The following is a 15,010-nucleotide window of genomic DNA, read 5'->3' on the forward strand; positions in this document are numbered from 1 at the left end:
GGTTCTCCCACGGGGGAACCGCCCTTCGCCGTCCCCGGTGCCATCTCACAGGAATCTGGACCATGATGGGCGCGATGTCTGCTCACAACTCCCCCCTTCTCCTGGGCCCCCTGCTGCGCTTCGTCGGGGAGCACAAGGCGACGATCTGGGTCGAGACCACCCACGCCGCCCGCGTCGAGGTGCACATCGGCGAGCGCTCCTGGTCGGCGGCGACCTTCGTCGTCGAGGACCACCACTACGCGCTCGTCATGGTCACCGACCTCGAGCCCGGGCAGGAGTACGAGTACCGGGTCACCGTCGACGCCGAGCCGGTGTGGCCGCTGGCCGACTCCCCCTTCCCGCCCTCGACCATCGCGACGCTGCAGCACCACCGCCCCACCCGGCTGGCCTTCGGCTCCTGCCGCACGAGCGTGCCGCACGACGAGGAGTACCACCGCAGCCACGGCGTCGACGCGCTGCGGACCGTCGCGCTGGCCCTGGCGAAGGGGGAGGCGACCCGCCCGGACGCCCTCGCCCTGCTCGGTGACCAGGTCTACGCCGACGAGACCAGTCCCGCGATGCTCGACTTCATCTCCTCCCGGCGCGACATCAGCCAGGCGCCCTACGAGGAGATCAAGGACTACGCCGAGTACGCGCACCTCTACCGCCTGGCGTGGAGCGAGCCGGCGATCCGGTGGGTGCTCTCGATCCTGCCCAGCGCGATGATCTTCGACGACCACGACATCCGCGACGACTGGAACACCTCGTGGTCGTGGCACCAGCAGATGAACCGCACGTCGTGGTGGCACGAGCGTCTCGTGGCCGGCCTGGCCTCGTACTGGGTCTACCAGCACATCGGCAACCTCGCGCCGGAGGAGCTGGCGAAGGACGAGGTCTGGCGGCTCGTCGGGGACAGGACGGACGCGGTCCCGGGCGATGTCGACATCACCGAGGAGCTGCGCCTGCTCGCCGCCCGGGTCGACGACGACCCGATGACCTACCGGTGGAGCTACACCCGCGCCCTGGGTGACTCGCGCCTGATCGTCCTCGACTCGCGTGCCGCCCGGGTGCTCGAGCCCGACCGGCGCTCCATGCTCGACGACGACGAGCTGGCCTGGTTCGACCAGCAGCTGACCGGCGGTGTGGAGCACCTCTTCATCGGGACGTCCGTGCCCTACCTGCTGCCGCCGGGCCTGCACGACACCGAGGCGATCAGCGAGTCCCTCGCGCGGCCGGACCGCAGCGTGCTGGTGCGCCGGACGACCGAGGCGGTGCGCCAGGTCGTCGACCTGGAGCACTGGGCCGCCTTCCAGTCCGGCTTCCAGGAGGTCTTCGACCTCGTGCTGTCGGTGGCGAAGGGGGAGCGCGGCCCCGCCCCGAGGACGATCACCTTCCTCTCCGGGGACGTGCACCACTCCTACATCGCCGAGGTCGTCGACCCCGGCGCCGAGGGGGAGGGCGTACGCAGCCGGATCATCCAGGCGGTGTGCAGCCCGATCCGCAACCCCATGCCGCGCGGCGTGCGGATGCTCATGTCGCAGATGGCCAAGAGCCTGGTGCGACCGATGCGGTGGTTGGCTCGTCGCACGTCGGGGGTCGAGGCCCCGCCCCACCGGTGGGAGCTGACTGCCGGGCCGTGGTTCGACAACAACCTCGCCCTGGCGGAGGTCGACGACGACGGGCAGGGGCTGCAGCTGAGCTGGTTCACCGGTGACCTCGTCGAGGGTCGCGACCCGGTCCTGCGCATGGTCTCCTGCGTCCGGGTGGACGGGGCGGCCCGACCCGTCGGCTCCCGTCACCCGCAGGAGACGGCCGGGGGGTGACCCCAGTGACCGCGTGCGCGCCCGACCCATAGATTTGGGCGCGACACACGGACATCACCAGGGGAGTACCGCCATGAGCACGCAGGTCGCGGCGAGCACGCACGCACTACGCAAGGTCTTCGGCAGGGGCGAGGCCGCGGTCGTCGCGGTCGACGGGATCGACCTCGACATCGGCGCCGGGCAGTTCACGGCCATCATGGGCCCGTCGGGCTCGGGCAAGTCGACGTTGATGCACTGCCTCGCCGGGCTGGACGAGGTCACCGACGGGCAGGTGCGCATCGGCGGCACCGACCTGACGCGGCTGAAGGAGCGGGCCCTCACCCGGCTGCGCCGCGACCGCGTCGGCTTCGTCTTCCAGGCCTTCAACCTCATCCCGACGCTCACGGCGAAGGAGAACATCCTCCTGCCGCTCGCGATCGCCGGTCGACGGCCCGACGAGGAGTGGTTCGATCTGGTCATCCGCACCGTCGGCCTGGAGGACCGCCTCTCCCACCGGCCGAGCGAGCTCTCCGGTGGCCAGCAGCAGCGCGTCGCCTGTGCCCGCGCCCTGGTGTCGAAGCCCGCGATCATCTTCGCCGACGAGCCGACCGGCAATCTCGATTCCACGTCCGGTGCCGAGGTGCTGGGCTTCCTGCGGCGCTGCGTGGACGAGTTCGACCAGACGATCGTCATGGTCACCCACGACGCCGTTGCGGCGGCGCACACCGACCGGGTGCTCTTCCTCGCGGACGGCCGGATCGTCGACGAGCTGTGGGAGCCGGACCGTGAGCTCGTCCTCGAGCGCATGCTCGCGCTGAGCGACGGATCCCACTGATGCTGAAGGCGAGCATGAAGAGTCTGCTGGCGCGCAAGGCGCGCCTGCTCATGTCGGCGATGGCGATCATCCTCGGCGCGGCCTTCGTCGCCGGGTCGCTCGTCTTCACCGACACCCTCGAGCGGACCTTCGACGGGATCTTCGCCGGCACGGTCGGTGACGTCGTCGTCCAGCCCCGGCAGGTGGACGAGTTCGGTGGCTCCACCGGTGCCACGCTGACGGCCGAGGAGGTCGCCGCCCTGGCCGACCTGCCCGGAGCCGCGCGCGCCGACGGCAACGTCGAGGCGATGGGCGTCTTCTTCGTCGGCGAGAACGGCAACGTCGTCGGTGGCCAGGGCGCCCCCGCGATGGCCTTCAACTACAACGAGGCGCCCAACCAGTTCGGCGAGCCGCCGATCACGCTCACCTCGGGCCGGGCCCCGACGAGCGAGGGCGAGGTCGCGGTCGACGAGCTCACCCTCGAGCAGTCCGGGTACGAGGTCGGCGACGAGATCACGCTCGTCACGGCCGGTGACCGTCCGAAGATCTCGGCCACGGTTGTCGGCGCGCTGACCTTCGGCGAAGGGGGGATGGCCGGCGCCTCCATCAGCGTCTTCGACACGGAGACGATGCAGTCGTACTTCATGGACGGCAAGGACGAGTACTCCAGCGCCTGGGTCACCGCGGAGGACGGGGTCGACAACTCGGAGCTGGTGGAGCAGGCCGAGCCGCTCACCCCCGAGGCGTACGAGACCCTCACCGGCGCCGAGCTGTCGGACCGCAACGAGAACGCTCTTGAGGAGGCGCTGGGGTTCATCACGACCTTCCTGCTCGTCTTCGCCGGCGTCGCCCTGTTCGTCGGGTCCTTCCTCATCGTCAACACCTTCGGGATCCTCGTCGCCCAGCGCGGGCGCGAGCTCGCCCTCCTGCGGGCCATCGGGGCCAGCCGACGACAGGTCACCCGCTCGGTCCTCGTCGAGGCCTTCATCATCGGGCTCATCGGGGCGACGCTGGGCCTGGCCCTGGGCGTGCTGCTCGCGATGGGGATCCGGACTCTCTTCGCCACCTTCGGCCTCGACATCAGCGGGACCGCGCTGGTCTTCAAGCCGCGCACGATCATCGCGACCTACGTCGTGGGCATCGTCGTGACCATGCTCGCGGCGTGGCTGCCGGCCCACCGGGCCGGGACCGTCCCGCCGGTCGCCGCCATGCGCGACACCGTCGAGACGGCCAGGAGCCACCCCATCCGCAGCGCGGTGGAGGTCATGGTGCTGGTGGCCGGTCTGCTCGCCTTCCTCTACGGGCTCTTCGTCGCCGGGTCGAGGGAGCTGTGGTGGATCGGTGGCGGCATCGCCGGCCTCGTCCTCGGCACGGCCTTCCTCGCCCCCTTCGTCGGGCGGCCGGTGATCTCGGGGCTCGGGTGGGTCTACCGCCGTCTCTTCGGCAGCGTCGGCCGGATGGCCGAGCAGAACACCGTGCGCAGCCCCGGCCGCACGGCCGCCACCGCGTCGGCGCTGATGATCGGCATGACCCTCGTCGCACTCATGGGCGTGATCGCCTCCAGCGCGAACGCGAGCATCGACAAGCAGATCGACGAGACCTTCCGGGCGGACTACGTGCTGAGCAATGCGATCGGCCAGCCGTACTCGTCGCAGATCACCGCCGAGGCCACGCAGGTCGACGGGGTCCGCGCGGTCTCCCCGATCCGCTACGTCCAGTCCACCGTCGACGGGGGTGAGCTGTACTCCGTCGCGATCGACCCGCGGACCTTCGACGAGGTCGAGGAGCTCGATATGGCTGCCGGCTCCGCCGACATCGGCGAGGACTCGGTCCTGCTCTCGACGAGGCACCAGACCGGCCGGGAGGTCGGCGACACGACGACGGTGACCATCGGCGAGCAGACCCGCGAGCTGGAGGTCGCCGGGTTCTTCGAGGACCCGGAGACCTTCGGCACGCCCGACGTGATCCTGAGCGTCGACACCGTGGACGCGATGGGCGGGCAGGGGGCCGACAACATGGCCTTCGTCTTCGTCGAGGACGGTGCCGACAGGGAGGCGGTCTCGCAGGACATCGAGGAGCTGATCTCGGCCCAGCCCCTGGTGACCCTGAAGGACCAGGACGCCTTCGCCGACGAGCAGCGAGGCTTCATCAACCAGCTGCTCTACCTCATCTACGCCCTGCTCGGGCTGGCGATCGTCATCGCCGTCCTGGGCATCGTGAACACCCTGGGGCTGTCCGTCCTCGAGCGCACCCGTGAGGTCGGGCTGCTGCGCGCCGTCGGGCTCTCCCGGCGACAGCTGCAGGGGATGATCTGGCTGGAGTCGATCGCCATCGCGCTCCTGGGTGCGTTGCTGGGCATCGCCCTCGGCGTCGTCTCCGGCATCGCGATCCAGCGGGCGCTCGCCGAGGACGGCATCACCGAGCTGGCGATCCCGTGGGCGCAGTTGGTGCTCTTCGTCGGCCTGGCCGGGATCGTCGGCATCCTGGCCGCCGTGGTCCCCGCCTGGCGGGCGTCACGGATGGACGTGCTCGAGGCCATCGCCACGGAGTAACCAACAGGTCAGCGGCACCCCCGAGCTGACGCAGGGCGTGGGTGGCCCGACTCAGGGCGAAGTCCGGACTTCGAGCTCACGGTGCGCGGTGCACCCGCGGTGTCCGGACTTCGTCCCAAGGGCCGCCCGCCCCTGCGTCCGCTCGGTACGTAAGGGGTCAGCGACCCATCGACGCCTTGACCCCGTCCTCGGTGGTCGCGTAGGTCTGGCCGGCCTCGGCGAGCACGCGCGAGATGTCGTCGAGGCTCTCCTTGACCGTGCGCTGCGTGGCACGCCAGTCGCTGACCAGCTCCTGGAAGGAGCCCGAGGCCGCGCCGGTCCAGTCGCTCTGCAGCTGGGTCAGGCGGGTCATCATCGCCGCGACGGAGCTCTCGACCTCCTCGGAGATCTGCGAGATGTCGGAGGCGCTGCCGGCGATGCGCTCGGTGTTGACGGTGAAGCTGCTCATGGTGTCCCCTTCGGTCGTGACGGCCGGTCGATCCGGCCGTCCCTCAGACCGTATGGGGAGAGCGCGGCCCGTCCCCGGACTTGTCCACAGGCCCCGGCTCCCGGCGCGACCGCTCGAGCGCTTGTGCATAACCGGTGCCCATCCCGAGCACGATGAGACCTCCGACGATGAAGCTGAGCACCCGGGGGATCCCGTCGAGGAAGGCCAGGTCGAAGAACAGCAGCTTGCCGACGCTCAGCGCCGTGATGGCCAGCCCCGCCGGGACGGCGAAGGCCGAGCCACGCAGTCCCCGCAGCAGGAGCACCGCGGCGGTGGCCAGCCACAGCACTGTCGCACCGGTCTGGCCGGCGGTGAAGCCACCCCGAGCGTCGTCGGCGAGGTCCCCCAGGAGGGCCCCGGCGATGATGACGGTGCCGCCCGCGGCGAGGAGGGCCCCCGCGAGCAGCGCCCGGACCGCGATCGTGGTGCGGGGGTGGGACTCGCTGACCGTCTGGGCGAGGGCGAGCAGGAGGACGACCGTGAGCGATGCCGCCACGAGGTGCGCGGGCCCGACCTGCATCGCCGTGCCGCGGTCGATCGCGTACGGCATGAGGGCCACGGTGAGGACCAGCGGCAGGGCCGACGTCAGCAGGGTCGCGCCCAGGACGGTGCGGTCGCGCAGCGCGAGCGAGGCCCCGGCCCACAGCACGCCGACCGTGAGCAGCGCCGGAAGCGACCAGTCGGTGCCGTCGGCGACGAGCGCCGCGGCCACCAGCGAGGTGACCCCCGCCGTGTACAGGCAGCTCCCGGTGACCAACAGCGTGTCCCCGCGGCTGCCCGTCGGCAGGCGCCCCGCGGTGAGGGCGGCGACGAGGACGAGCGCGAGGGTCAGCCCGATCATCAGGGTGGTGCCGGTCGACCGCTCCGCCGCCAGCGCGGCGGAGAGGACCGGCACGGCGACGACGGGGACGGCGATCCCGGCCTGTGCCGGGGCCCGGTCGACCCGGACGCCGGCGAGGCTGGTCGCGAGCACGAACCCGGCGAGCAGGCAGGCGAGCAGGACGATGGCGCCGATCGGCTCGGCGAAGGCCGGCAGGAGGGCGATGACGATCGCGGTGGGGACGATCCGGACCAGCTCGAGCACGTGCCACCGGCGCGAGACCTGGGCCGGCCACGAGACAACCGTCAGGACGAGGAGGAACTGCGCGACGAGGAGCATGTGGTCGTACGCGATGGTCGGTGCGAGCGCGGCCACGCCGAGGACGGCGATACCGCCGAGCAGCTGGCTGTCCCACGCACGGGCGAGCAGGAGGCCACCGAGCGCGACCAGACCGGCGATGCCGAGACCGGCCGCCACGGGAACCCACTCGTAGATCCGGGTGACGGCGATGACGTCGAGGTAGGCCGTGGCGAACCCGGTCGCGGCCAGACCGAGCGCACCGGCGGTACCGGCCCGCCGACGGCGCACGACGATCGCGGCGGTGACGAGCCCGGCGGCGAGGAGGCCCGCGCTGATGACCCGCGCCAACGGCCCGAAGAAGCCCAGCTGGATCGCCAGCGCCAGCAGGAAGGCCACACCGATGAGCGTGATCCCGGCGCCCACGACGGCCAGCAGGCGGGAGACCAGCCCGTCGCGCTGCCACCACGGGGTGGACGGCCGGGACGGTCCGGCCGGCGGCGGCACGTGGGACGGTCGTTCTCCGGCGAAGGGGGCGTGGGCCACCGGCGGTGCCGTCACCGTCCCCGTCGTGCCCGGCACCGGCGCGGCGTGTGGTGCCATCGTCGCCGGTGGTGTCACCGCTGGTGGACCCTCGTCGGGGACCGGGGTCCACTGCTGCGGCGAGGTCTCGCGGACGAGACGGGCGCGCAGCCGGGCCAGGTCGTTGCCGACGGCGTACATGCGCGACATGGCCTCGGCGAACTCGTCCTCGAGCTGGCGCACGGCCTGAAGTGTGGGATCCCCTGACATGCTCATGCCCCCAGTGTGCGGATCCCGCACACCGGGGGCATGAGTTCGGCTACTCAGCGCCGCCTCCAGACGCCACACCCGGAGGCGGGGGTAGCACCCCTGTAGGAGCGAGAGGAAGTCGGCCCCCGCATCGGGGGGAGGGAAACGAGCAGGTCGGCCGCTCTTCCTCTCTTCTGTGCTCCTGAATCCCACTGTGCACCCTCGTCCTTGGGGGGCGCTGGTATCGGGCTGGGATTCCGCTGTGATTGCTCAGGCGTCGCGCTCGGGGGCGGTCCCGAGCGTGACATCGATCGTCATCTTCTCCCCGTCGCGGATGACGGTCAGCGGGACCTGCGAGTCGATCTGGCGCGCGTGGACGAGACCGACGAGGGACTCGGCTCCGGTCACGCGGGAGTCGCCGATGGCGACCACGAGGTCACCCTCGGCCAGTCCGGCCTCGTCGGCCGGGCTCCCGTCGCTCACGCTGCGGATCTCGGCGCCGCTGTGGGTCGCGGCACCCTCCTTCGCGGTCCCGTCGGCCGGGACCACTCCGAGGAAGGCGTGCTCGGCCTCACCGTCCTCGATGAGCTGCTCGGCGATCCACGTGGCCTCGTCGACGGGGATGGCGAAGCCGATCCCGATGTTCCCGCTCTGGCCGGAGCCGCCCACGGTGGCGATCGAGGAGTTGATCCCGACCAGCCGTCCGGAGGCGTCGACCAGGGCACCGCCGGAGTTACCCGGGTTGATCGCGGCGGAGGTCTGGATGGCGGCCGTGACCACGGGTCGTCCCTGCTGCGCGAAGGGGGACTGCCCCCCTTCGCTGCGGGCGGTGGAGACCGGCCGGTCCAGGGCACTGACGATGCCGGTGGTGACCGTCCCGGCCAGACCGAGCGGGTTGCCGGCGGCCATGACCGGGTCACCGACCTGGAGGTCCGTGGAGGACCCGACGGTGATCGGCTCGATGTCCTTCGGCGGATCGGCGATCGTCAGGACGGCGAGGTCGGTCGACGGGTCGGTGCCCGCGATGGTCGCGTCGTAGGTGGCGCCGTCGGACAGGGTGACGGTGATCTGCGGGTCCGGCCCGGCGCCGGAGACGACGTGGTTGTTCGTCAGGACGTGGCCCTGCTCGTCGAGGATGACGCCCGAGCCCTCGCCGCCGCCCGCCTGGCCGCGCACCCCGACGGCGACGACGCTCGGGGTGACCGCGTCGGTCACGGCAGTCCAGTCCGGTGACTCCTCCGCGCCGGTGCTGACCGGGACGGTCTCGGAGGAGGACGCGGACGAGGTCGCGCTCGCCTCGGTGGCGCCGGTCGCGTCCGGGCCTTCGTCGGTCACTGCGATCACTCCCCACGTCCCGCCGGCCGCCAGGGCAGCGGAGAGGAGCGAGACGGTCGCCAGCTCGCCGATCCGGCGCCCGCGGCGGCGCGGGGGCGGGGGCTGTGGCTGGTACGACGTCGGTGGTGGGGTGGGTGGCTGGTCCATCGGGAAGGCTCCTTGGGTGACGGGTACCCCTCCACCGTGCCTTGCGCAGTTCGGATGTCCCTTGGCGTTGGCTGACAGGTGGCTGGACGCCGTTCCCTCAGGTGGTTTGCCGGCCTGCCGCGGTGGGGAACTCGACCCGGAAGGTGGCGCCCCCTCCGGGGGTGGTGTGTGCACTCACGGTGCCGTCGTGCTGGTCGACGATCGCCGCGACGATCGCCAGGCCGAGACCACTGCCGCCCCGGGCCCGGGAGCGGGCCTTGTCGACGCGGTAGAAGCGCTCGAAGACCCTGTCGGCCACCTCCGGGTCGATGCCGACGCCGTGGTCGCGGACCTCGAGGACGGCCTTGCCGTCGTCGACGCCGGTGGCGACCTCGACCGGCACCCCCTCGTCGGTGTGCATGAGGGCATTGGCCAGGAGGTTGCCGAGGACCTGCCGCAGGCGGGCGTCGTCACCGCGGAGCGTGACCGGCTCCAGCTCGCCGTCGAGGCCGACGAGGGAGATCGAGCGCTCGGGCATCCGCACCCGCGCGTCGTGGACGGTCTCCGCGCACAGCACGACCAGGTCGATATCGGTCCACTCGAGCGGGCGCTGGTCGTCCAGCCGGGCGAGGAGCAGGAGGTCGTCGACGAGGCCGCCCATCCGGCGGGCCTCGCCCTCGATGCGGTCCATCGCCTGCCCGATGTGCTCGGGGTCCTGGACCGCACCCTGCCGGTAGAGCTCGGCATAGCCGCGCACCGTCGCGAGCGGGGTGCGCAGCTCGTGGCTCGCGTCCGCGACGAACTGGCGCATCTTCAGCTCCGATGCCTCCTGGACGCCGAAGCTGCGCTCGATCTGCACGAGCATCGAGTTCAGCGAGTCGCTGAGGCTGGCCACCTCGTCATGGCTGGATCGCACGGGCACGCGGCGGGTGAGGTCGCCGGCGGCGATGGCGGCGGCGGTGTCCTCGATCCGGCGAAGGGGGCGGAAGGCGCGTCGGGTCGCGTACCACCCGAGGACCCCACCGGCCACGACGGCCGAGAGGCTGACCACGGTCGAGACGATCGTGAACCGCTTCATCGTCTGGTTGACACCGGCGAGGGACATCCCCACGGCGAAGGTCGAGTTGTCGGTGTAGCGACCGGCGATGACCCGCCACCGCATGTGACCGTCGACCGAGCCGACGGTGAAGGGGGTGCCGGTCTGCACGTGCTGGCCGGTCGGGTCCAGCGGCGGGACGTCGGGGCGGACGTCCACCCCGGTGGGGCCCTGGTACTCCCAGGAGGAGCCGTCCGCGGGTTGGTGCAGCAGGAAGAAGTTTGTCGGTCCGCCCCGGGCCCTGCGCTCGTAGAAGGCGGTGTCGGGGGTGGAGGAGATGCTGTCCTCGGCGATGGGGATCGCCACCGCCCGCAGCTGGTCGTCGACGTTCTGCTCGAGGTCGCGCTGGAGCAGGAAGGCCGTCGCCACCGCCGTCGTCGTGAGCGCCGCCAGCAGGATCGCGAGCAGGATCGCGATCAGCCGCCAGGTGAGGGGCATCCTCTCCAGGCGGCTGACGACCAGCTCGTTGACCCGCTGCACGGCGTCCTTACTCCGGGGGGAGGCGAAGGACGTATCCGAATCCGCGCTTGGTGTGGATCAGTGGTGGCAGGTCGCCGGTGTCGATCTTGCGGCGCAGGTAGGAGATGTAGGACTCCACGATGCCGAGCTCGCCGCGGAAGTCGTAGTCCCACACGTGGTCGAGGATCTGGGTCTTCGACAGCACCCGGTTGGGGTTGAGCATGAGGTAGCGCAGCAGCTTGAACTCGGTCGGCGAGACGTCGATGGAGACGCCGGCGCGACGCACCTCGTGCGCGTCGTCGTCGAGCTCGAGGTCGGCGAAGCGCAGCGCGGACTCCGAGGAGGGCACGTCCGTCGTGCGGCGCAGGATCACGCGGATGCGGGCGATGACCTCCTCGAGGGAGAACGGCTTGGTCACGTAGTCGTCGCCGCCGACGGTCAGTCCCTTGAGCTTGTCGTCGAGGGAGTCGCGGGCGGTGAGGAAGAGGATCGGCTGGTGGCGCTCGCTGGCCCGCAGGCTCGAGGCGATCTCGAAGCCGTCGGTGTCCGGGAGCATGACGTCGAGGACGATCAGGTCCGGCTCGACGCGGTGGACGATGTCCAGCGCGGTGGCCCCGTCGCCGGCGACGTCGACCTCGAATCCCGCGAAGCGCAGGGACGTCGCGAGGAGCTCGCGGATGTTCGGCTCGTCCTCCACGACCAGCAGTCGTGGGCTGGGCCCGGTGGCGGTCTCGTGGGTACTCACACCATCGAGTGTGCGCCCGAAGCCTGAACGTCTGCTGACAGGAGCCTGTGGCGGCGCCGCGCAGTGGGGGTCATCAACGGGTACGCAAAGAGGTTGCGGTGTCGTAACGAACGCGGTGATGCGGGCCGCGGTACTTGTCGGGATGAGGTCGGACCTGTTGAAGTCAGGAGAATGCCGAATCGGGGGCGGTTCTCGATCAAGGCGTCCTGCCTTGTGCAAGGGATCGCGCTGACGTGGTGGGAGCTGCGTCGGGGTGGGGTTACGACTCCGCGCCCACCTAGGAGGAGGAGAGACACATGCGCAGCACGCGAATGCTGGCCGGGAGCGCCGCGGCGGCCCTGGCCCTGACGATGGCAGCCTGTGGTGACGGAGGATCCGGGGGATCCTCCGGTGACGGGGGCAGCGGCGACGGCGGGGGTGGCGACACCCTCAGCAAGATCAAGGACGAGGGCGTCATCACCGTCGGCATCGCCGGCGAGGAGCCCTACTCCTTCAAGAAGGACGGCGAGCTGACCGGCGCGACGATCGCCATCCACAAGAAGGTCTTCGCCGAGCTCGGCGTCGACGAGGTCAAGGGCGTGCAGACCGAGTGGGGCTCGCTCATCCCGGGCCTGAACGCCGGCCGCTTCGACATCATCTCCGCGGGCATGTCGATCCTGCCCGAGCGCTGCGAGCAGGCCGACTTCGGCCACCCGGAGATCATGTACACGACCGCCCTGATGACGCCCAAGGGCAACCCGGAGGGCGTCAACGACATGCACGACGTCGCGGACGCCGACCTGAAGCTCGCGGTCATGAGCGGTGCGATCGAGTCCGGCTACGCCGACACCCTCGGGATCGAGAAGATGGAGGTGGGCAGCCCGCAGGACGGCATGGACGCGGTCGTGCAGGAGCGCGCCGACGCCTTCGCGCTGACCGGTATCTCCCTGCGCGCCATGGCGGAGAACAACCCGGACGCTGCCGTCGAGGTGACCGAGCCGTTCACCGCCATCGTCGACGGCAAGAAGCAGGTCGGTGCGGGTGCGACCGTCTTCCGCAAGGACGACGACAAGCTGCGCGAGGCCTACAACAAGGAGATCGACAAGATCGTCGGCGACGAGCAGGCCTTCACCGACGTCGTCGGTGAGTTCGGCTTCACCGACGCCGAGCGCCCCAAGGGCGAGATCACCACAGAGCAGCTCTGCGCCGGCGAGCTGCCCGACGCCGAGCAGTCCGAGGCCGTCCCGGACTGATCCGGTGACTGACGATCTGGACGTTCTCAGGAGTGCCCTGCCCACTCTGACCGACGGCGTCATCACGACGCTGCAGCTCAGCTTGGGCGGGGCCCTCCTGGCCTTCATCATCTCCGTCACGCTCGGCCTGCTGAGCATCGCTCCCGTCGGGTTCGTCCGATGGGTCTCGACGGTCGTCGTCGAGTTCTTCCGGGGCACCTCGCTGGTCGTCCAGCTGTTCTGGCTCTACTACGTGCTCCCGATCCTCTTCGACGTCAGCATGGACGCCGTACTCACCGGCATCATCGCCCTCGGCCTGAACTACGGCGCGTACGGCGCGGAGATCGTGCGCGGCTCGATCAACTCCGTGGACAAGGGCCAGTGGGAGGGCGCCACCGCCCTGAACATGCCGCCCGCGACCCGGATGCGCCGGGTGATCTGGCCGCAGGCCTGGGCGCTCATGCTCTCCGGGTACAACAACCTGCTCGTGATGCTCATCAAGGGGACCGCGGTCGCGCTCTTCATCTCCCTGCAGGACCTGGCCTTCCAGGTCGACGAGCTGCGCAAGGACACCGGATCGACCTTGTTCGCCTACGGCGTCGGATTCCTCATCTACTACCTGATCGCCCTGCTGGGCTCCCAGGGCGTGCGCGTGCTCGAGAAGCGGGCACGTCGCAAGCTCGGGATGCCCGTGGGCAGTGCGCACACCGGAGCGGGGGCGAGCCTGTGAGTACCGCGACCACCACCGACGGCACCACCCGGGAGTCGGTGCCGCTGACCCGATCGCACATCACGCTGCTCGTCTGCTCCGCCCTGCTGACGCTCGCGGCCGGGCTCGGCCTGCCGGCGCTCGTCGTGGCGCTCCTCGCCTGGCGCAAGAACGCCGAGGACCACCCGGCAGCCAAGCGGCTGACCCGCATCGGCTGGTACGTCTTCAGCGCCTTCGCCGTCATCGGCGTGCTCATCGCCCTCCAGCTGTGGTCGATGACGCCGTCGTTCGCCCAGTTCTGGAGCTGGGACGCGGCCGCCGAGGTCTTCCCGATCCTGCTCGAGACCTTTGCCAAGACGACCCTGCTCATCACCGTGGTGGGCACGGCGATCGCCGCCACCCTCGGCCTGGTGCTGGCGGTGACCACGGAGAGTCTCCCGCGGATCCTCTCCGTCCCGTTGCGGTGGCTCATGGACCTCATTCGGATGACGCCGTTGATCGTCCAGCTGATCTTCGTCTACTACCTCGTGCCGGTCGAGTGGCCGCTGCTGTGGGTGGGCACCGCCGTCATCGGCGTGCACTACGCCATGTACATGGCCGAGTCCTACATCGCGGGTATCGCGTCGGTGGACCCGGGTCAGTGGGAGGCGGCGAAGGCCTTGAGTTTCTCCACGAGGCGGACCTGGGGAGCGGTCGTGCTCCCGCAGGCGCTGCGGGCGACGCTCCCGTCGCTCGGCAACTGGGCGATCTCGATGTTCAAGGACACGCCCTACCTCTTCGCCATCGGTGTGGTGGAGCTGGTCACCCGCGCGCAGCAGTACGGAGCGAACACCTTCCGATACAACGAAGCCTTCACCCTGGCTGGCCTGATCTTCCTCGTCGCCAGCCTCATCACGGCCGTGGCCGTCCGAAAGCTGGAGAAGTCACTTGTCTACTGAGTCCGAGACCACTGACCGCCCCACCCCGCCGGCGGGTGGCACCCCCGTCATCCGATTCGAGGACGTGGAGAAGAAGTTCGGCGACACGACCGTGCTGTCGGACCTCAACTTCGACGTCGCGCCGGGGGAGCGGGTCACGCTCATCGGTCCGAGCGGCTCGGGCAAGACGACGATCCTCCGGCTGGTCATGACGCTCGAGCACCTGACCGGTGGCTACATCTGGATCAACGGCGCGCCGCTCACCCACGACCGGCGCAACGGCCAGCGGGTGGAGCTGCGTCCCAAGGAGGTCGCGCGCACCCGCAAGAAGATCGGCATGGTCTTCCAGCACTTCAACCTCTTCCCGAACATGACGGTGCTGGAGAACATCACCGAGGCGCCGATCCACGTGCTCGGCAGGGACAAGAAGCAGGCCAGCGACCGGGCGCACGAGCTGCTCCACCAGGTCGGTCTGGGCGACCGGTCCGGGGCCCGACCGAGCCAGCTGTCCGGTGGTCAGAAGCAGCGGGTGGCGATCGCCCGTGCGCTCGCGATGGACCCCGAGATCCTGCTGCTCGACGAGGTCACCTCGGCGCTCGACCCGGAGTTGGTCGGCGAGGTCCTCGGCGTCCTGCGCAAGGTCGCCGACGAGACCGACATCTCGATGCTCATCGTCACCCACGAGATGCAGTTCGCCCGCGACGTCTCGCACAAGGTGATGATGTTCGACGGTGGCCAGATCGTCGAGCAGGGCGCCCCCGACGACCTGCTGGCCAACCCGCAGCACAAGCGCACCCAGCGCTTCCTCGAGTCGATCCTCTGACCCCCGCGTTCCTCGCGCCCGAGCGACGAATGGCTACGGCACTTGGTCGCTCGTTCCTCGCTCCCTG

General features: G+C 70.4%; 12 protein-coding genes. 7 read left to right on the forward strand and 5 right to left on the reverse strand.

What is annotated here, in order from left to right:
• Nucleotides 1-74: 74 nt before the first annotated feature.
• The 3 genes from O9K63_RS14370 to O9K63_RS14380 all read left to right on the forward strand — a co-directional run bounded on the left by O9K63_RS14370 (nt 75) and on the right by O9K63_RS14380 (nt 5,147).
• Nucleotides 75-1,802 carry an alkaline phosphatase D family protein gene (locus O9K63_RS14370; RefSeq protein WP_277238922.1) on the forward strand — a complete coding sequence of 576 codons (1,728 nt, stop codon included), beginning with the start codon at nt 75-77 and terminating at the stop codon, nt 1,800-1,802.
• A 73-nt stretch (nt 1,803-1,875) separates the two neighbouring features.
• A complete protein-coding gene (locus O9K63_RS14375; protein WP_277238924.1) occupies nt 1,876-2,616 on the forward strand; it encodes an ABC transporter ATP-binding protein in 741 nt (246 codons plus the stop codon).
• Between the two features lie 14 nt (nt 2,617-2,630).
• Nucleotides 2,631-5,147 carry an ABC transporter permease gene (locus O9K63_RS14380; protein WP_277238925.1) on the forward strand — a complete coding sequence of 839 codons (2,517 nt, stop codon included), beginning with the start codon at nt 2,631-2,633 and terminating at the stop codon, nt 5,145-5,147.
• 157 nt (nt 5,148-5,304) lie between these two features.
• Here O9K63_RS14380 and O9K63_RS14385 read toward each other — a convergent pair whose 3' ends face one another.
• From O9K63_RS14385 to O9K63_RS14405, 5 genes are all read right to left on the reverse strand, one after another.
• Nucleotides 5,305-5,595, reverse strand: a complete 291-nt coding sequence (locus O9K63_RS14385; RefSeq protein ID WP_159298290.1) for a WXG100 family type VII secretion target — start codon at nt 5,593-5,595, stop codon at nt 5,305-5,307.
• Between the two features lie 43 nt (nt 5,596-5,638).
• The gene (locus O9K63_RS14390; RefSeq protein ID WP_277238928.1) at nt 5,639-7,549 is read right to left on the reverse strand and encodes a DUF2339 domain-containing protein; all 1,911 of its coding nucleotides are present in this window, start codon (nt 7,547-7,549) and stop codon (nt 5,639-5,641) included.
• 243 nt (nt 7,550-7,792) lie between these two features.
• The gene (locus tag O9K63_RS14395) at nt 7,793-9,004 is read right to left on the reverse strand and encodes a S1C family serine protease (RefSeq protein ID WP_277238929.1); all 1,212 of its coding nucleotides are present in this window, start codon (nt 9,002-9,004) and stop codon (nt 7,793-7,795) included.
• 97 nt (nt 9,005-9,101) lie between these two features.
• Nucleotides 9,102-10,559 (reverse strand): sensor histidine kinase, encoded by a 1,458-nt coding sequence (locus O9K63_RS14400; protein WP_277238931.1) that lies wholly within the window; start codon nt 10,557-10,559, stop codon nt 9,102-9,104.
• 7 nt (nt 10,560-10,566) lie between these two features.
• Complete coding sequence (locus O9K63_RS14405; RefSeq protein ID WP_277238933.1) at nt 10,567-11,283, reverse strand: response regulator transcription factor; 717 nt, start codon at nt 11,281-11,283, stop codon at nt 10,567-10,569.
• Nucleotides 11,284-11,579: 296 nt separating this feature from the next.
• On the opposite strand from O9K63_RS14405, the gene ehuB reads away from it, so the two are divergent.
• The 4 genes from ehuB to ehuA are packed head-to-tail and all read left to right on the forward strand — an operon-like array spanning nt 11,580 to nt 14,943.
• A complete protein-coding gene (ehuB, locus tag O9K63_RS14410) occupies nt 11,580-12,515 on the forward strand; it encodes an ectoine/hydroxyectoine ABC transporter substrate-binding protein EhuB (RefSeq protein WP_277238935.1) in 936 nt (311 codons plus the stop codon).
• A gap of 4 nt (nt 12,516-12,519) precedes the next feature.
• Nucleotides 12,520-13,224: an ectoine/hydroxyectoine ABC transporter permease subunit EhuC gene (ehuC, locus tag O9K63_RS14415; protein WP_277238937.1), complete on the forward strand. Its 705-nt coding sequence runs from the start codon at nt 12,520-12,522 to the stop codon at nt 13,222-13,224.
• Nucleotides 13,221-14,141 carry an amino acid ABC transporter permease gene (locus tag O9K63_RS14420; protein WP_346771030.1) on the forward strand — a complete coding sequence of 307 codons (921 nt, stop codon included), beginning with the start codon at nt 13,221-13,223 and terminating at the stop codon, nt 14,139-14,141. The genes ehuC and O9K63_RS14420 overlap by 4 nt, the downstream gene beginning before the upstream one ends.
• Complete coding sequence (gene ehuA / locus O9K63_RS14425; RefSeq protein WP_431190329.1) at nt 14,131-14,943, forward strand: ectoine/hydroxyectoine ABC transporter ATP-binding protein EhuA; 813 nt, start codon at nt 14,131-14,133, stop codon at nt 14,941-14,943. The genes O9K63_RS14420 and ehuA overlap by 11 nt, the downstream gene beginning before the upstream one ends.
• The last annotated feature ends 67 nt before the right edge of the window (nt 14,944-15,010 follow it).

The organism is Janibacter cremeus, from assembly GCF_029395675.1.
Taxonomy (GTDB): Bacteria; Actinomycetota; Actinomycetes; order Actinomycetales; family Dermatophilaceae; genus Janibacter; species Janibacter cremeus_A.

What these genes read in the sequence shown, in the direction of transcription:
- O9K63_RS14390 (WP_277238928.1), bottom strand. Translation starts at nt 7,549, where the DNA reads ATGAGCATGTCAGGGGATCCCACACTTCAGGCCGTGCGCCAGCTCGAG.
- O9K63_RS14375 (WP_277238924.1), top strand. Translation starts at nt 1,876, where the DNA reads ATGAGCACGCAGGTCGCGGCGAGCACGCACGCACTACGCAAGGTCTTC.
- O9K63_RS14395 (WP_277238929.1), bottom strand. Translation starts at nt 9,004, where the DNA reads ATGGACCAGCCACCCACCCCACCACCGACGTCGTACCAGCCACAGCCC.
- O9K63_RS14370 (WP_277238922.1), top strand. Translation starts at nt 75, where the DNA reads ATGTCTGCTCACAACTCCCCCCTTCTCCTGGGCCCCCTGCTGCGCTTC.
- O9K63_RS14385 (WP_159298290.1), bottom strand. Translation starts at nt 5,595, where the DNA reads ATGAGCAGCTTCACCGTCAACACCGAGCGCATCGCCGGCAGCGCCTCC.
- O9K63_RS14380 (WP_277238925.1), top strand. Translation starts at nt 2,631, where the DNA reads ATGAAGAGTCTGCTGGCGCGCAAGGCGCGCCTGCTCATGTCGGCGATG.
- ehuB (WP_277238935.1), top strand. Translation starts at nt 11,580, where the DNA reads ATGCGCAGCACGCGAATGCTGGCCGGGAGCGCCGCGGCGGCCCTGGCC.